General features: G+C 71.6%; 14 protein-coding genes. 6 read left to right on the top strand and 8 right to left on the bottom strand.

What is annotated here, in order from left to right:
• The first annotated feature begins 142 nt into the window (after positions 1 to 142).
• Entirely contained in the window at positions 143 to 1,255 is a 1,113-nt protein-coding gene (locus tag AC4OXY_RS23355) for an ADP-ribosylglycohydrolase family protein (RefSeq protein ID WP_491994571.1), read from the top strand.
• A 156-nt stretch (positions 1,256 to 1,411) separates the two neighbouring features.
• Here the strand turns inward: AC4OXY_RS23355 and AC4OXY_RS23350 are convergent, their stop codons facing one another.
• Positions 1,412 to 2,944, bottom strand: coding sequence for a sodium:solute symporter family protein (locus AC4OXY_RS23350; RefSeq protein WP_356019990.1), 1,533 nt, complete (start codon positions 2,942 to 2,944; stop codon positions 1,412 to 1,414).
• Between the two features lie 102 nt (positions 2,945 to 3,046).
• Positions 3,047 to 3,835: an SDR family oxidoreductase gene (locus tag AC4OXY_RS23345; protein WP_491994570.1), complete on the bottom strand. Its 789-nt coding sequence runs from the start codon at positions 3,833 to 3,835 to the stop codon at positions 3,047 to 3,049.
• Between the two features lie 110 nt (positions 3,836 to 3,945).
• Here AC4OXY_RS23345 and AC4OXY_RS23340 point away from each other — a divergent pair, with 110 nt between their 5' ends.
• Positions 3,946 to 4,794: a hypothetical protein gene (locus AC4OXY_RS23340; RefSeq protein ID WP_356019986.1), complete on the top strand. Its 849-nt coding sequence runs from the start codon at positions 3,946 to 3,948 to the stop codon at positions 4,792 to 4,794.
• A 26-nt stretch (positions 4,795 to 4,820) separates the two neighbouring features.
• On the opposite strand, the gene AC4OXY_RS23335 is transcribed toward AC4OXY_RS23340, so the two are convergent.
• Positions 4,821 to 6,710, bottom strand: coding sequence for a DUF8823 domain-containing protein (locus AC4OXY_RS23335; protein ID WP_491994569.1), 1,890 nt, complete (start codon positions 6,708 to 6,710; stop codon positions 4,821 to 4,823).
• Positions 6,711 to 6,941: 231 nt separating this feature from the next.
• Positions 6,942 to 9,227: a D-alanyl-D-alanine carboxypeptidase gene (locus tag AC4OXY_RS23330; protein WP_491994568.1), complete on the bottom strand. Its 2,286-nt coding sequence runs from the start codon at positions 9,225 to 9,227 to the stop codon at positions 6,942 to 6,944.
• A gap of 174 nt (positions 9,228 to 9,401) precedes the next feature.
• Here AC4OXY_RS23330 and AC4OXY_RS23325 point away from each other — a divergent pair, with 174 nt between their 5' ends.
• From AC4OXY_RS23325 to AC4OXY_RS23315, 3 genes are all read left to right on the top strand, one after another.
• The gene (locus tag AC4OXY_RS23325; RefSeq protein ID WP_356019979.1) at positions 9,402 to 10,157 is read left to right on the top strand and encodes a GOLPH3/VPS74 family protein; all 756 of its coding nucleotides are present in this window, start codon (positions 9,402 to 9,404) and stop codon (positions 10,155 to 10,157) included.
• 247 nt (positions 10,158 to 10,404) lie between these two features.
• A complete protein-coding gene (locus AC4OXY_RS23320) occupies positions 10,405 to 11,262 on the top strand; it encodes a helix-turn-helix domain-containing protein (RefSeq protein WP_071377081.1) in 858 nt (285 codons plus the stop codon).
• 191 nt (positions 11,263 to 11,453) lie between these two features.
• Positions 11,454 to 11,645 carry a DUF397 domain-containing protein gene (locus AC4OXY_RS23315; protein WP_071379290.1) on the top strand — a complete coding sequence of 64 codons (192 nt, stop codon included), beginning with the start codon at positions 11,454 to 11,456 and terminating at the stop codon, positions 11,643 to 11,645.
• 169 nt (positions 11,646 to 11,814) lie between these two features.
• Here the strand turns inward: AC4OXY_RS23315 and AC4OXY_RS23310 are convergent, their stop codons facing one another.
• The 3 genes from AC4OXY_RS23310 to AC4OXY_RS23300 form a co-directional block, all read right to left on the bottom strand.
• Positions 11,815 to 12,687, bottom strand: a complete 873-nt coding sequence (locus AC4OXY_RS23310) for a MerR family transcriptional regulator (protein ID WP_491994567.1) — start codon at positions 12,685 to 12,687, stop codon at positions 11,815 to 11,817.
• 61 nt (positions 12,688 to 12,748) lie between these two features.
• Positions 12,749 to 13,249, bottom strand: a complete 501-nt coding sequence (locus AC4OXY_RS23305) for a glutathione peroxidase (RefSeq protein WP_356019975.1) — start codon at positions 13,247 to 13,249, stop codon at positions 12,749 to 12,751.
• Positions 13,236 to 14,258, bottom strand: coding sequence for a winged helix-turn-helix domain-containing protein (locus AC4OXY_RS23300; protein ID WP_491994566.1), 1,023 nt, complete (start codon positions 14,256 to 14,258; stop codon positions 13,236 to 13,238). Before AC4OXY_RS23300 ends, AC4OXY_RS23305 begins: the two co-directional genes overlap by 14 nt.
• Positions 14,259 to 14,357: 99 nt before the next feature.
• Between AC4OXY_RS23300 and AC4OXY_RS23295 the strand changes: the two genes are divergently transcribed.
• A complete protein-coding gene (locus AC4OXY_RS23295) occupies positions 14,358 to 15,599 on the top strand; it encodes an MFS transporter (protein WP_491994565.1) in 1,242 nt (413 codons plus the stop codon).
• Here the strand turns inward: AC4OXY_RS23295 and AC4OXY_RS23290 are convergent.
• Positions 15,493 to 16,371, bottom strand: a complete 879-nt coding sequence (locus tag AC4OXY_RS23290; protein WP_491994564.1) for a slipin family protein — start codon at positions 16,369 to 16,371, stop codon at positions 15,493 to 15,495. The two genes, AC4OXY_RS23295 and AC4OXY_RS23290, sit on opposite strands and share 107 nt — an antisense overlap.
• Positions 16,372 to 16,414: the final 43 nt, after the last annotated feature.

The following is a 16,414-nucleotide window of genomic DNA, read 5'->3' as shown; positions in this document are numbered from 1 at the left end:
GGGCCGGCACGTGGCGGGGCGAAGCGCTCGCGACTGGGCGGGAATGAACCTTCGGGGTCGGTTTGCCCCACTGAACGGACCGTTCCAGGTCGATTACAGTGCTGAGCGTCGTACGGACGGACGGTGCCGTGAGGAGGTCTCAGTGGGTACGACGTCCGGCGCCGTCTGGGGACGCGCCGAGCAGCAGGACTTCCGGAGCAGGGTGCGCGGCACACTGCTCGGGGCCGCCGTGGGCGACGCGCTGGGCGGGCCCGCCGATCCGCTGTCCCTGGAGGAGATCCGGGCCGCCTACGGCCCCGAGGGGCTGCTCGACCTCGCCTTCGGGCAGGGCCGACGCGGCACGGTCACGCACCACACCCAGCTCACCCTCTTCACGGTCGACGGGCTGATACGCGCCCAGGTGCGCCGGGACACCGGCGCCTGGCATCCGCCGACCGACCTGCACCGGGCGTATCTGCGCTGGGCGGCGACCCAGCGGGACTGGGGGCCCGACGAGCGCCGCAAGGACGCCGGCTGGCTGGCCCGCGAGGAGTGGCTGTACGCCCGCCGCGAGCCGAGCCGGGGCCTGCTCACCGGGTTCGGCGACGAGGCCATGGGGACGCTGGAGAAGCCCAAGAATCCCGGCGAGTCGGGGCCGGAGGCGGTCGCCCGCTCGGCGCCGTTCGGGCTGCTGGTCGGCTGGGAGCCGCAGCTCGTCGCCCAGCTCGCCGTGGAGTGCGCGACGCAGAGCCACGGACATCCGATCGCCTACCTGTCGGCGGGCGCGTACGCCGTGATCGTGCACGCGCTGGCCCGCGGCGAGAGCCTCGACGGGGCCGTCCAGCGCGCCCTCGGCCTGCTCTCCGCGCGCCCCGGCCACCAGCCCGTCGCCGATGCCCTCCAGCATGCGCTGGGCGCGGTGCGCCAGGGCATCCCGAGCCCGACGCGGGTGGAGGAGCTGGCCGGGGACGGGACGGCGGACGGGCTGCTGGCCGCGTCCGTGTACTGCGCGCTGGTGGGGGAGGACGTACGGCACGGGCTGTGCCTGGCGGTGAACCAGAGCGGCCCGTCGGCCGCCGCGGGCGCCCTCACCGGCGGCCTCCTGGGCGCCCTGCACGGCGAGACGGCGCTGCCGCCGGGCTGGCTGGCGGAGCTGGAGGGCCGCCCCACGATCCTGGAGCTCGCCGACGACTTCGCGATGGAGATGACCCAGGGCCCCGCGCTGCACGGGCCCGCGGGCTCCTCGCCCGGGTGGCTGGCGCGCTACCCGCGGTAGGACGGGACGCGCCTCCGGATCCGGGGTGCGGGTTCTGAGCCGGGGGCTCGGGGTCGTGGGTGCCGGTCGGGGGCCGGGTGCCGCACGGGCCCGGGGATCGTCGCCGGGTGGCCGGCGCGCTCCCCGCGGGGCGGCGCGCCAGCGATGGGCGGTCTGCTACGGCGCCGGTACGGGCGCGGACACCGCCGCGTCCCCGTCCGTGTTGACCCGTTCGATGATCGCCAGCCGCTCCGGGGTGTCCTCCGGCTTCAGGTAGCCGATGAGGACGTAGAGGACGAGCGAGACGGCCAGCGGGACGGACACCTGGTACTGGAGCGGGACCCCGCCCGAGATCTCCCAGTTGAGGGGGTAGTTGACCAGCCAGAAGGCCAGCAGGCCGGCCGCCCAGCTGACGAGGGCCGCCGTGGGGCCGGAGCGGCGCAGCGGCCGGAGCAGGCCCAGCATCATCGGGATCGCGATCGGACCCATCAGCCCGGCCACCCACTTGATGACGACGGTGATGATGTCCTTGAACGTGGGGGAGTTGACCTGGGTCGCCACCGCCATCGACAGGCCGAGGAAGACCACCGTCGTCACCCGGGCCGCGACCAGTCCCGAGCGCTCGCTCCAGGACCGTGCCTGCCGTGAGAGCACCGGCGCGACGTCCCGGGTGAAGACGGCGGCGATCGCGTTGGCGTCGGAGGAGCACATCGCCATCGTGTGGGAGAAGAAGCCGACGACGACCAGGCCCAACAGGCCGTGCGGAAGCAGCTGTTCGGTCATCAGGCCGTAGGAGTCGGAGCCGTCCGGCTTCTGCGCGTGCACCAGGAGCGGGGACATCCACATGGGGAAGAACAGGACGACCGGCCAGACCAGCCACAGGACCGCCGACAGCCGGGCCCCGCGCTCGGCCTCGCGCGGGCTGCCCGTCGCCATGTAGCGCTGGGCCTGGTTGAGCATGCCGCCGTTGTACTCGAAGAGCTTGATGAAGAGGAACGCCAGCAGGAAGACGGCGCCGTAGGGGCCGACGAGCGGCTTGCCGTGGCCGTGCAGGGCGGGCTGGTTCCACGCGTCGAAGAAGCCGATGTGCTTGTCGTGCAGCTTCAGTACGACCGCCACGAACATCGAGGCACCGGCCAGCAACTGGATGACGAACTGGCCGAGTTCGGTCAGCGCGTCCGCCCACAGGCCGCCGATCGTGCAGTACACGGCCGTGATCGCGCCGGTGATGAGGATGCCCTGGTTCAGCGTGATGCCCGTGAACACCGACAACAGGGTGGAGATGGCGGCCCACTTGGCGGCCACGTCCACGATCTTCAGCAGCATGCCGGACCAGACGAGCGCCTGCTGCGTGGAGAGGTTGTAGCGGTTCTTCAGGTACTCCAGCGGGGAGGCCACATGGAGCCGCGAGCGCAGCCGGTTGATGCGGGGCGCGAACAGCTTCGACCCGATGGCGATGCCCAGCGCGATGGGGAAGGACCAGGTGACGAACGAGGTGACGCCGTAGGTGTAGGCGATCCCCGCGTACCCGGTGAACATGACCGCGCTGTAGCCCGACATGTGGTGGGAGATGCCGGACAGCCACCAGGGCATCTTGCCGCCGGCCGTGAAGAAGTCGGAGACGTTGTCCACGCGCTTGTGCGACCAGACGCCGATCGCGACCATCACGCCGAAGTAGCCGATGAGCACGGCCCAGTCGAGACTGTTCATGGGCTCGATCGTGGGTGCGGTCACGTGAACACGACAAGCAAGCGTAAGGTCAAGTCACCGTAAAATCGTTCGATTTGCTGACCTACGTTCACGTCCTTGAACTCACCGCATCACCTCACCCGCGTTGACCAGCAGCGACTGCCCGGTGATGGCCCGCGCCCGGTCGGAGGCGAGGAAGGCGACGGCGTCGGCCACGTCCCCGTCGGTCGCCAGCTCGGGCAGCGCCATCCGCCCCGTGAGCCGTCCCAGCACCTCGGACTCCGGAACCCCCTCCGTCAGCGCGGTGAACTGGACGTAGGCCTGCACCGGCGGGCCCCACATCCAGCCCGGCAGCACGGTGTTGACCCGGATCCGGTCCGGGCCCAGCTCGTGCGCCAGGGAGTACATCGCGCTCGTCAGCGCCCCCTTCGACGCCGCGTACGCCGCCTGCTTCACCTGCGAGGGCGCGGCGACGGCCGACTGCGTCCCGATGAAGACGACCGAGCCGCCCCCGCCCTCCCGCAGCGCGGGCAGACAGGCCCGGGTCATCCGCAGCGTGCCCAGCAGGTTCACGTCGATGACCGACTGCCAGGTCGCGAAGTCCGCGTCCTCCACCCCGCCGAAGTACGAGTCCCAGGCCGCCACGTGCACCACCGCGTCGATCCCGCCGAACCGCTCCCGCGCGAGTGCCGCCAGCACCGCGCACTGCCCCTCGTCCGTGATGTCGGTGGCCCGGTACGCCGTGCGCCCGCCCGCCGGATCGATCTCCGCCGCGCTCTTGGCGAGGTTCGCCCCGGTGCGCGCCCCGAGCACCGCGTTCCCGCCGTCCCGTACGACGGCCGCGGCCACCTGGTGGCCGAGTCCTGCGCCGACCCCCGAGACGACGACGGTCTTTCCGGCGAGCAGGGACATCCGTACCTCCCGGGCTATGGCGCTTTATCTGACGGACCGTCAGGCTATGGGCGAGCGCGGAAAGACGGAAGGGCACGGACGCGCACGGAAGGGCACGGGAGGGGAACCGCATGAGCGAGGAGACGGACACCCGCAGCGAGGCGTACGGGGAACTGGCCGCCCTGGGCCCCTACGGCGTGCGCCCCGGCCACGCCCTGATCACCATGGTCGAGCCGCACCCCGGGCACGAGTACGCCTACAACCGCTGGTACGAGGACGACCACTACTACGCCGGCGCCATGGCCATGCCCTGGATGTACGCGGGCCGGCGCTGGGTGGCGACCCGGGACCTGCAACTGCTCCGCTACCCGGAGAAGTCGGCCGTCGCCCAGCCCGTCACCGCCGGCTGCTACCTCTCCACGTACTGGATCACCGCCGGCCGCTACGACGACCACATGAGGTGGACCGTCGCCATCAACAAGCGCCTGAACCGCGACGCCCGCGTCCACCACGCCCGCACCCACGTCTTCACGGCCTTCCAGGACCACGAGACCACGGTCTACCGCGACGGCGCCGCCGGCCCCCGCGACTTCCACGCCCTCGACCACCCGTACGCCGGCCTGGTCCTGGAGGTGATCGACGCGCACGGGCCCGAGCAGCGCCCGCAGCTCCTCGAACGGCTCCGCACCCGCGACCTCCCCCGTCGCCTGGCCGGCTCCCCGGCCGCCATGGTCACGGTCTTCCGGCCCACCCCGCTGCCCGGCGACCGCATGACCTACGTCAAACAGGTCGAGGGCACGGGCACCCGCCTGACCCTGCTGTGGTTCCTGGAGCAGGACCCGCGCGAGTGCTGGCAGGACCACTTCACGGGCCTGGACGAGCAGGTGAGCGAGTCGGGGCTGGGCAGGGTGGAGCTGGTGGCGCCGTTCATTCCCACGATCCCGGGCACGGACCGATATGTCACCGAGCTGCGCGGCTGACGGTTTCGGACGGGCGGGTGGGAAAGCTACCTCAACTCGTCCGGACAGGGAGTGCCGCGAGGCAACTGGTACGGCGCCGCCAGCCGATACGTTCCGGCCCGCGGAGCGATCAGCATCGTCCACTTGTCGCCGTTCACGTCCTGCTGCGTCTCCGTCAGACACCCGTTGAGGTTGTCGTACGACTTCGGCGTGCCGTCCGCCCGGTGCTTGGAGGCCTCCGTCTCCTGCGGCGGCTTCACGCTCTTGCCGTGCGCGTCGACGATGCTCAGCCACGGCGAGTACGGGATGCGGATCAGGATCCGCCCGGCCTTGCGCACCCGCAGCGTCATCTCGCCCTGGTCGGCCCGGTCCACCACCGCGTTCGGCTCGGCGAGCGGCGCCGGATCGGTCACCTGGAACAGCTGCCAGTTGGCATCGCCCCAGATCTGCTTCAGATACGGCATCCCGCGCTGCAGCAGCGCCCGCTCGCGCACGCCGCCGTCCCCGTCCGGGTTGTCCTTCGGCAGCACCACGAAGTGCACGGCCCACCGCTGGAGCCACTCGTGGTAGTTCGCCGAGTTGAGCGTGTCGTCGTAGAAGAGCGGGTTGCGCTCCATGTCGGCCTGCCGGTTCCAGCCGCGCGCCAGGTTGACGTACGGCGCGAGCGCGGACGCCTCCCGGTGCGAGCGCGCCGGGACCACCTCGACCCGGCCCTTCTCGGCGCCGACCTTCTGGAGCTGGTTCACCAGCGGCGCCAGCTCGCGCGCCCACGACGCGGCCGGGGTGGTGTGGATGATGTCGTCGACCGACTTGTAGCCGACCCAGCCGACGAAGCCCAGGAACGCCAGCACGGTCAGGTACCACTGGCGCGACCTCGGCACCGTGAACGGCAGCGCCGCGACCAGCGTCGCACCCGCGAACAGCATCGGCAGCCGCGAGATGTTCGACCCGATCTGCGAGCTGATCAGCCACACCAGCACCACGCTGAGGCTGTAGACGGCGGCCGTCAGCCGGACGGTCACCCACTCCTTCGGCACCAGGAACAGGCACAGCAGGCCGTACAGCAGCGGCATGACCACCGAGCCGAACGTCATCGGCTGGGTGCCGGAGAACGGGAAGAGGAAGTAGGAGGCGGCGACCACCGCGGCCGGGGCGAGCCCCAGCGTCCAGGTGCCGGGCCGCCGCTTCTGCAGGAACAGCGCGACCGCGACGAAGCCCACGAACAGCCCCGAGACCGGCGAGGCCATGGTCGACAGCCCGGCCAGCGTCGCGGCCACCGCCGCCTTCGACCGGCGTCTGTGCCGCCACCGGTGCGGCCAGCAGAACACCGCCGCGACCGCGCCGAGCCCGAACATCGTGCCGAGCCCGAAGGTCACCCGGCCCGACACCGCGTTGGCCAACAGCGCGAACACCCCGGCGAGCGAGACCCACAGCGGGTTGCGCACCGCCCGGCTGCGGATCAGGACCAGGGTCAGCAGGCCCGCCGAGGCCGTCCCGGCGATCATCATCGTCGTACGGACGCCGAGGACGGCCATCAGATACGGCGAGACGACGCTGTACGACACCGGGTGCATGCCGCCGTACCAGGCGAGGTTGTACGCCGAGTCCGGGTGCCGGCCGACGAACTCCGCCCAGGCGTCCTGCGCCGCGAGATCGCCACCGCTGTTCGCGAACGTGAAGAACCAGATGATGTGCAGGACACCCGCGAGCGCGGTGATCGACAGCACGGGATGCCGGAGCATCCGCTGCCGCAGGGGCTCGGCGGCGACGAGGAGCCGCGCGAGCCTGCCGGGCCGTACGCCGTCGGTTCGACCGTCCGTGTCGGCCGTGGACAGGCCCGTGTCAGCCGTGGACGGGCGTATTCGCGGGCCGGACCCCGGGGGGTTTCCCGGGCCCGGATCGGCGTCGTCGGCGCGTGTCGGCTCCGCTGTGGCCACCTGAAGGCACTCCCCGTGTCCCGTCTTTTGTTCTCGGCCGGGCCCCTCGGAGGCCCGCCGTGGGTTCCGAGGTGTTCGCGGCCGCTTCTCGTTCTGTTGGCCGTCCCGTCCCGTGACCGACGACCTGCCCCGATTCGTGACGCTAGCACGCACCCCGCCGCGGGGCTCCCGGGGTGGGGCTCCGACGACGGGGTGCGGGGTGGTGCGGGGGTGCTGCGTCTGCCTGGCGGGTCAGCTCACGCGGGTGAGCTTCGCGCCGAAGCCGGGCTCGGCGAGATCCGTCCGGAGGGCCACCGGAACCTTCACCGCTCCGGCCGAACCGTCACCCACGGTCAGCGTGCCCACCGTGGTGCCGGCCTTCGCGGTGTGCGGAACGGAGTCGGAGGCGAAGGACAGCTTCACCTTCAGCCCGGACCAGCCGACCGCCGTGACGTCCTTGGTCACCACGATCGGGGTCTGCCCGCCGAGCTGGTCGTCCACGTAGCCGACCACGTCACCCTTCTGCAGGATCTTCGCGCCGGTCAGCGCCTGCTGGGCGCCGAGCAGCGCGGTCTTGCTGACGTCGTTGACCGTGTCGAGGATCGACGGCTTGTGCTGGCCGAGGATCGCGCCGACGATCGTGACCGTCTGTCCGTCGACCGTCTTGCGGGAGGCGAAGAGCAGATTGCCGCCGGCCGCGGTGGTGCTGCCCGTCTTGATGCCGATCGCGCCGATCTTGTACGGCAGCGCGTTCCAGTTGGGCCAGTTGTGACCGGTGGGGTCCGTCCAGCTGGCCGCGCTGGTGATGGCCACCAGGGCGGGGATCTTCACGACCGCGCGGCCGATCTTCACCTGGTCCTCGGCCGTGGAGACCGTGGTCTCCTTCAGACCCGAGGGATCGGTGTACGTCGTGTTCGTCATCCCCAGCTCCTTGGCGGTCGCGTTCATCTTCTTGACGAACGCCGCCTCCGAGCCCGCGTCCCAGCGGGCCAGCAGCCGGGCGATGTTGTTCGCGGAGGGGATCATGACGGCCGACAGGGCCTGCTTCTCGGTGAGGTAGTCACCGGCCTTGATCGTGTTGAGGGTGGACTCGCCGCTCTTGTCGTAGCCGCCCTCCTTCTCGGCCGTCGAGTCGACCTTTATCCTCGGGCCCTCCTCGCCGGGCTTCAGCGGGTGGTCGCGGAGGATGATGTACGAGGTCATGGTCTTGGCGACCGAGCCGATGGCCACGGGCGTCTGCTTGCCGAAGCGGCCCATCGTGCCGATGCCGTCGCCGTCCATCCAGCCCTGGCCCTCGCTCGGCCAGGGCAGGCTCACCGCGCCGCCGTCGAAGGTGTAGCTGTCCTTCGCGGTCAGCACGAGAGTGGGGGACGGCAGCGGGCGCAGCGCCTGTACGACGACGAAGACGATCGCCAGCAGCACGACGAGCGGGGTCCAGATCTTGACCCGGCGCACGAGCGTGCGGACCGGGGTCTCCGGGGGCGGCGGCGTGTTCGTCAGCTCCGCCAGCAGGTCCAGCGGGGGCTTGGGCGGCAGGGGCTGCTGCGTGGTCCGCTCCGGGCCGACCTGCGGGACCGGGGTGGTGACGTCGGCCTTGGCCTCCGGCTTCGGCTCCTTCAGATCCGGCTTGAGCGCGACGAACTTGCTGGTGCGCTCGGGGTCGGATGCGGGGTCCTTCGGAGCCTCGGGGGCCTTGGCGGACTTGGCGGCGCCGCCCAGCTTGAGCATGGTCGTCGGCTGATCGACCTGCGGCTTCCGTACGGTCTTGAAGACGGCGGTCGGCTGGTCGACGGCCTTCGCCTCCGGCGCGTCGGCGGGATCGTCCGCCGCCTCGGCCTCGCCGTCCTTGTCGTCGGCGTCACCGGCCTCGTCGGCGGCTTCCGGTTCGTCACCGTCCTCAGCGGCCTCATCGGCCTCATCGGCCTCAGGCTTCTCGGCCTTCGCGTCCGGCTCAGGCTTCTCGGCCGCCTCGGCATCGGCCTCGGCGTCCTCGTCCTCCGCCTCGTCCTCCGCGTCGGCCTCGTCGTCGGCCGTCACGGCGTTCCCGGCCTTCGGCTCCGTCTCGCTGTCCGCCTTCCCGGCGTCCTCGGCCCCGTCCTCGTCGGCGCTCTCGTTCGCATCTGCAAGCGCTTCCGCGTCGGTACCGGGGGCCGTGTCGCCCTCGGTCTCCGTCTTCGCGTCCTTCGGCTCCCCGTCGGCCCCCCGCACCCAGGCGGACACCGCGTCGCGCAGGGCGGCGTCCGCCTCGGAGGCGGTCGTCGTCCCGGTCTCGGCGGGTTCCCCGGAGCCGGCCGTGTCGGTCGTGCCGGCCGTGTCGGCCGCGTCGTCATCGGACTCGGTGTCCCGCACCGTCAGGATCTTCGTCGCCGTGTCCACGCCGCCGCCCGAGGAATCCTTTTCCCGGGAGACCGCGAGGCGCGGATCGGGGGCCTCGGGAACCGAACCCCCGCTCCCCGGCGTCGGTTCCGCCGACGACTCGCGCTGCTTCGACCTGTCGGGGGACTCGCCCGCCACCGATGCCTCCTCCGTGCGGCGCACGGCTCTGTCCGCGCGCCCTGTCCGAACCATGTACCAGTGTCCTGTGTGGGGGCTTGGCCCCTGGGCTAGACGAGAACGACATACCTACCGGTTCCCTCACGAACCGGTCACGCACCCTCGACAGACCAATGTGAGAGGGGTCACCCTGTCATTCATCCACGCGGGGAGGCATGGATGGGCAGGAGCCGCAGAACAATTCCGGAGGAGCTTCTGCTGCTGGCATTGGACCCGACCACGGGTACCACTGCGCAGCCGCAGTCGCTCGACCTCGGTCTGGCCGGAGCACAGCTAGTGGAGCTGGCGCTGGCCGGACGGATAGCCCCAGACGGGGATCGTATCGCCGTGGTGGCCCCACGGCCGACTGGAGATCCAACACTGGACTCCGCGTTGGAGTTGCTGCGCAGGCGCGGCGCTCCCGTGCGTGCCGTCCACTGGATCGGCGGGCCCCGGCTGGGGCTCCGTCAGACGTATCTCTCGCATCTGGAGCGGTGCGGCATGGTCGCCGCCGTGCCGGGTCAGATGTGCGGGGTGCTGCCGACGACGCGCTACCAGGCGACGGACACCGCCATCAGCCGGGAGATCAGGGCCCGGCTGGACTCCGCGATCCGCACCGGCGTACCGCCGGACCCGCGGACCGCGGCGCTCGCCGCCCTGGCGCACGCCGTCGGGCTCGGAAAGCACCTGTATCCGGGGAACGAGGGCCGCTCGTCCCGCTCCCGGCTGCGGGACCTGATCCGGCACGATCCGATGGGCGGGCTCGTCGCGCACGCCGTGATGGACGTCCAGAGCGGTGCGGCCGCACAGCCGCGCCGCGCTCCCGCGGCCGCCGGGCGGCAGGGCGCGGCCGGCGCCAGGACCGCGCCGGAACCCGCACGCGGGGTTCCGATGCAGCCGCACCGCGGGTCCATGGCGCGCGTCGTGGCCCACTAGGCCGCAACCCCGGTCCCCCCGGACCCAGTTCGGGAGCCGCTGGTCGGAGCGGGACGGTGCGACCCTCGATTCGAGAGGGGTCGCACCGTCCCGCTCGACTGCGTGTGTGGCGGGTGGTGGCGAACTGACGTGCACGCGCCGCATATCCCTCGTTTCCCAGCGGTAGAAAGCACCTTGGTGGCAGTCTGCTCAACAGCAGATACGGAAAGTGTTAAGCAACAGGCAGGCAGCCGGAGGTGCACGTCCCGTGGCGTCCAATGTCAATCCCACCGTCAGGCGGCGCCGGCTCGGCCAGGAGCTGCGCAGGCTCCGTGAGCTCAAGGGCATGACGGCCGAGGAGGTTGCGGAGCGGCTGCTCGTTTCGCAGTCGAAGATCAGCCGGCTGGAGAACGGCCGCAGAAGCATCAGCCAGCGCGACGTGCGTGACCTGTGCGGGGTGTACGAGGTCGAGGACCAGCGGATCGTCGACTCGCTGATGGAGATGGCCCGCGACTCGCGCCAGCAGGGCTGGTGGCACACGTTCGGAGACATCCCGTACAGCGTGTACATCGGACTGGAGACCGACGCCGAGTCGCTGCGGGTGTACGAACCCCAGCTGGTGACCGGTCTGTTGCAGACCCACGCCTATGCCGAGGCCCTCGTCCAGGGTGCCCTGCCGGAGACGTCGCCGGCCGACATCGAGAAGCGGGTGCAGGTGCGCCTGCGCCGACAGGAACGTATCACCGCCGAGGGCAACCCGCTCCGGCTGTGGGTGGTGCTCGACGAGGCGGCGCTGCGCCGGGTCGTCGGCAGCAGGCTGGTGATGCGCGAACAGCTCGACCACCTCATCGAGATGTCGCAGCTGCCGCATGTCACCGTGCAGGTCCTGCCGTTCGAGGTGGGCGCGCATCCGGGGCTCAACGGCCAGTACGCGATCCTGGAGTTCACCGACGCGGCCGACTCCAGCGTGGTCTACCTGGAGGGTGTCACCAGCGACCTGTACCTGGAGAAGGCACAGGACGTCCAGAAGTACGCCGTGATGTACGAGCACTTGCGGGCACAGTCCCTCAATGTGGAGCAATCCCGGCAGTTCATCGCGAAGGTGGCCAAGGAGTACGCGGACTGAGCCGCTGTCACGAAAGGCGCCGGATCGTACACCGCCGGTCCACTCCATTGGAAGGCCCGTCTGGAATATGCCATCCGGTCGAGTGAACGACTACTCCAGCGGGGCCAGTTGCCCGGTAGCGTCGATCACGCCAATCAGCCAAGAAGGTTGGCGTGAACCGCACCATCGCAACTCGCACAACAGGAGTGGACATGGCACTGATTCAGGGCGCTTCGGAGACGTGGATGAAGTCCTCCTACTCGGCGGGCAACGGCGCCTGCGTGGAGGTCAGGTCGGCCACCGCCGCCGAGCTGTCCGTCCGTGACTCCAAGGACGTCGCGGGCCCGGTCCTGGCCTTCCCCGCCGACGCCTGGAACGCCTTCGTGGCCACGGTCAAGGCCTAGGGGGCTCTCCCTGACTCCTGGCGTCACTGGCGAGGATCGCAACGGCGTCGCTGACGAGGATCGCAACGCAGAGCCCACAGACGACACAACTGCACAGCACCACCTCCCACAGAGCCCTCTCGACCGGTCGCCGTCCTTGCCGAGAGGGCTCGGTGCTGTCCAGCGACTCCTATCGGGTCACTGGAAAGGCCACGTCGCACACCGGGTCCTCCGGCCCGGCCGTGTCCCAGTCGGCGAAGTAGACCTCCCGGCACGGCCCGGCCATCTCCAGCCCCTGCCCCGCCATCCACTGCTCCACCGCCTCGAAGGCAGCCAGGATCTGCGGATGCGCGACCTGCGCCTTGGTGATCCGCGCGAAGGCCAGCCGCGCGGCCGGCTCCACCCGCACCCGCGTCCGCCGGGCCCGACCGGCGCGCTCGGCCCACGCCCGCGCCGCCGCCTCGTCGGCCACCGGCACGCAGGACTCGGCCGGCCCGTCGCTCTCCATCGACACCTCGGCGTGGTAGACGACGAACGGCGCCCCGGTCACGCCGCCGCACTCCCGCGCGGCGCCCACCAGCCGCTCCAGCGACCCGCCGATCCACGTCGGCAGCTCGTCCGCGAGGGTGTGCCGCGACTCGGTGATCACCACCTGCGCCGGTACGTCGACGGTCTCGACCACGAACTTCCCGTACATCTCGGAGCTCCTCCCCGACAGTCGTCCACGGAGGTACTCGGCGAGGGTCCGCTGCCCGGCCACCCGGGTCTCCACGTCCGCCCACCAGCCGGTCAGCCGCTCGGCGGCCTGGGCGCCGGTTTCCGCCCCGACCACGTCGGCGATCCGGGCGAGCGGCATGTCCAGCTGCCGCAGCAGGGCCACCAGCCGGGCGCGTTCGACCTGGTCGGCGCGGTAGCGGCGGTAGCCGCTGACCTCGTCGACATGCGCCGGGGTCAGCAGGCCGAGCCGGTCGTACAGCCGCAGGGCCTTGGCCGACAGCCGGGCCCGTGCGGCGAACGCGCCGATCGTGAGCAGTTCGTCGTCCACGAGAGCATCCTCCGTCACCGGGCGCGGTCCGCCCGGTGACAGGGACACTCGGCCCTGCCCCAGGGGCAAGGTCAACCGGTCAGCCCAGCTGGGCCTCGATGGCCGTCACGACCTCGGCGGACTCCGGCTCGGTCTGCGGCGAGAAGCGCGCCGCGACCTGCCCGTCCCGGCCGATCAGGAACTTCTCGAAGTTCCAGCGGATGTCCCCGCTGTGCCCCTCGGCGTCGGCGAAGTCGACCAGCCGCTCGTACAGCGGGTGCCGGCCCTCGCCGTTCACCTCCACCTTCTCGGTGAGCGGGAAGGTCACGCCGTACGTCGCCGAGCAGAACTCCGCGATCTCCTCGGCGCTGCCGGGCTCCTGCCCGAGGAACTGGTTGCAGGGCACACCGAGGACGGTGAAGCCCTGTGCGCCGTACCGCTCCTGGAGCTTCTCCAGGCCCGTGTACTGCGGCGTCAGGCCGCACTTGGAGGCCACGTTCACGATGAGCACGGCCTGGCCGGCGTACCGGTCCAGCCCGGCGGGGCCACCGGCGAGCGCGCCGATCTCGACATTCAGGGGGCTGTGGTCAGCAGTCGTCATGCCCGAAGGCTAGCCCTGCCCCCCGGAGGTCTTCGCCGGGGCCCGTGCCCGCGGCCTCCACCAGGACGTCGCCCGCCGGTGTCCGCCCGTACAGGACCGACCGGCCCGTCCGCCACCGCTCCGCCAGGCCGGCCTCCCGGAGGACCTTGAGATGGCGGCCCACCGAGCCCAGGCCCTGGCCGGTCAGCGCGGTCAGCTGGGTGGTGGTCAGGGGGGAGCCGAGGAGGACCAGGACGGCGGCCCGGGCCGGGACGAGCAGCGCGCCGAGGCCCGCCGGGACGGTCCGTGCGCCGGTGTCGGCGAGGACACCGGCGCACGGGTAGACGGCCGCGTACCGCACCCCGTCGTCCCAGGCCACCCACCCCGCCCGCTGCACGGTCACCGGCACGAAGAGCAGCTCGGCGCCGGAGATCTCGCGTGGCGGGTACTCGTGCAGATTGATCTGGAGCCGGTTCTCACCCAGCCAGCGCGTCCGCCCGGGCCGCAGGGCGTCCAGGACGCTCACCCAGCCGCCCCGGCTCACCTGCGCCGTCCGCGCGACCACATCCGCCTCCAGCACCCGCCGGCGCCGCTCCCAGGACGGCCGTACGGTCTCCTCCCACACCCACTCCAGCAGCGCCGCCGCCCGCTCGGGCAGATCGTCCCGCTCCAGCCCGGCCGGGAGCGGACCGGCGAGGGCGGTGCGCAGATGCGCGCGGGCCACGGCGGGCGGCGTCGAGCGGACCCGGGCGACCTCCTCCGCGAAGGCCTCCCCGCCGCGCGGGGCCGGCGTCAGGAAGTCGGCGATCCACTCCCTCCCGAGCCCGGCCCGCACCAGCGGCTCCGCCACCGGGTCCGCCGCCAACAGCGCCCGGTAGCCCGGCAGATGACGGCCCAGCCACGCCCGCTCGCCGGGATGCGCCACGTCACCGACGTGCAGCAGCCGCAGCGACGCGAAGGTCTCGGCGAGCTGTGAGATCACGAACCGGCTCCCGGCCAGCGTGTCCGCGTTGAGCTGCCACCACCCCACACCAGCCACCCCCTGGAACCACGTTCACAGCCCCGATGACCTTTCGCGTGGTGGCGAAACCATAACGACCCGCCCGCGGTGCCCCCGACACTCCGGAGCATGCCCACCTACCGCTCCCTGTTCCGCACCCCGGAGTTCACCCCGCTCTTCCTCGGCACGGCCGCGCAGACCGCCGCGCAGACCGTCGGCGGGCTCGCCCTCGGCACGCTCGTGTACCGGGCGACCGGCTCCCCGCTGCTGTCCGCGGTGAGCATGTTCGGCCCCTCGCTCGCCCAGGTGCTGGGCGCGACGGTCCTGCTGTCCGGCGCCGACCGCCTTCCCCCGCGTACGGCCCTGTCGGCGATCGCACTGACCTTCGCGGCCGGTACGGCGTTCCAGGCGCTGCCCGGCCTGCCGGTCGGCGTGGTCCTCGCCGTCGTCCTCGTCCTCGGCCTCGTGGCCTCGCTCGGCGGCGGGGTCCGCTGGGGCCTGCTGAACGAGATCCTGGCCAAGGAGGGCTATCTGCCCGGGCGTTCGCTGTTCAACATGATGAGCGGGCTCATGCAGATCGCCGGGTTCGCCACCGGCGGCGCGCTGCTGACCGCGCTCTCCCCGAGGGTCTGTCTCCTGCTGTCGGCCGCCCTGTACCTGACGGCCGCGCTGGTGCTGCGCCTCGCCCTGACCGCCCGCCCGCCCCGCACCGCGGGCCGTCCCTCCGCGCGGGCGACCTGGCGTGCCAACTCCCTGCTGTGGTCGTCCCGTTCGCGCCGCCTGACCTATCTGGGCCTGTGGCTGCCCAACGGCCTGGTGGTCGGCTGCGAGTCGCTCTACGTGTCGTACGCCCCGCACGCGGCCGGCACCCTGTTCGCCTGCGGGGCGCTCGGCATGTTCGCCGGGGACGTGACGGTGGGCCGCCTGCTGCCGCCCGCGGTGCGCCGCCGCCTGGCCGCCCCGCTGCTGCTCCTGCTGGCGACGCCGTACCTGCTGTTCGCCGCGCACCCGCCGCTGCCGGTGGCGATGGTGTGCGTGACGCTCGCGTCGGCCGGCTTCGGCGCGAGCCTCGTCCAGCAGGAGCGGCTGATGGAGCTCACGCCGGACGAACTCGCCGGCCAGGCCCTGGGGTTGCACTCCGCGGGCATGCTGACCATGCAGGGCGTGAGCGCCGCGCTGGCCGGCACGGTGGCCCAGGTCACCTCGCCCGCCGCGGGGATGACGACGATGGCGGCGGGCTCGGTCCTGGTGACACTGGCGCTGGCTACGGCCGGCCGTCGCTCTCCTGAGCCTGAGCCGGGTCTGAAGCAGGAGCCGGGGCCTGCTGCGGCGACTGGGGCGGCTGGGACGGCTGGGGCGCGTCGGGGTTGAGGTCCGCGTCGATCTTCCGCACGGCCCGGTCGAAGTAGCGCAGCAGCTCGACGGGGAACGGCATGACGAGGGTGGAGTTCTTCTCGGCGGCCACCTCGACGACGGTCTGGAGGAGACGCAGCTGCATGGCCTCGGGAGTGTCCGACATGATCCGGGACGCGTTGGCGAGCTGCTGCGCGGCCTGGAACTCGCCGTCGGCGGTGATGACCCGGGCCCGCCGCTCCCGCTCGGCCTCGGCCTGCCGCGACATGGACCGCTTCAGCGACTCCGGCAGCTGGACGTCCTTGATCTCGACGCGGTCGATGTGGATCCCCCAGCCCGCGGCCGGGCTGTCGATCATCAGCGCCAGCCCCTCGTGCAACCGCTCCCGGTCGCTGAGCAGGTCGTCCAGATCGCTCTTGCCGATGATGGACCGCAGGGAGGACTGGGCGACCTGCCCGACGGCGAAGACGTAGTCCTGCACCTCGATGGCCGCGCGCACCGGGTCGGTCACCCGGAAGTAGACGACGGCGTCGACCTTCACCGACACGTTGTCCTTGGTGATGCCCTCCTGGGTGGGCACGGGCATGGTCACGATCTGCACGTTCACCTTGCGCATCCGGTCGGCGAACGGGATCAGGAAGGTGATGCCGGGCTGCCGGTGGCTCGGCAGGGCCTTCCCCCACCGGAACACCACCCCGCGCTCCACCTGGTTGACGACCCGCATCCCGCTCTTCAGCACGAGCAACAGCAGCAATGCCACCACGACGACCGCCACCACGGTGCCCTCCATGGCACTCCCTTCCTCGCGACCGGCACGAACGCCGGTACGGACA

This window comes from Streptomyces sp. HUAS MG56 (assembly GCF_058673395.1).
Note: the sequence above shows the minus strand (reverse complement) of the source record. Positions and strands in the feature narration are given on the sequence as shown.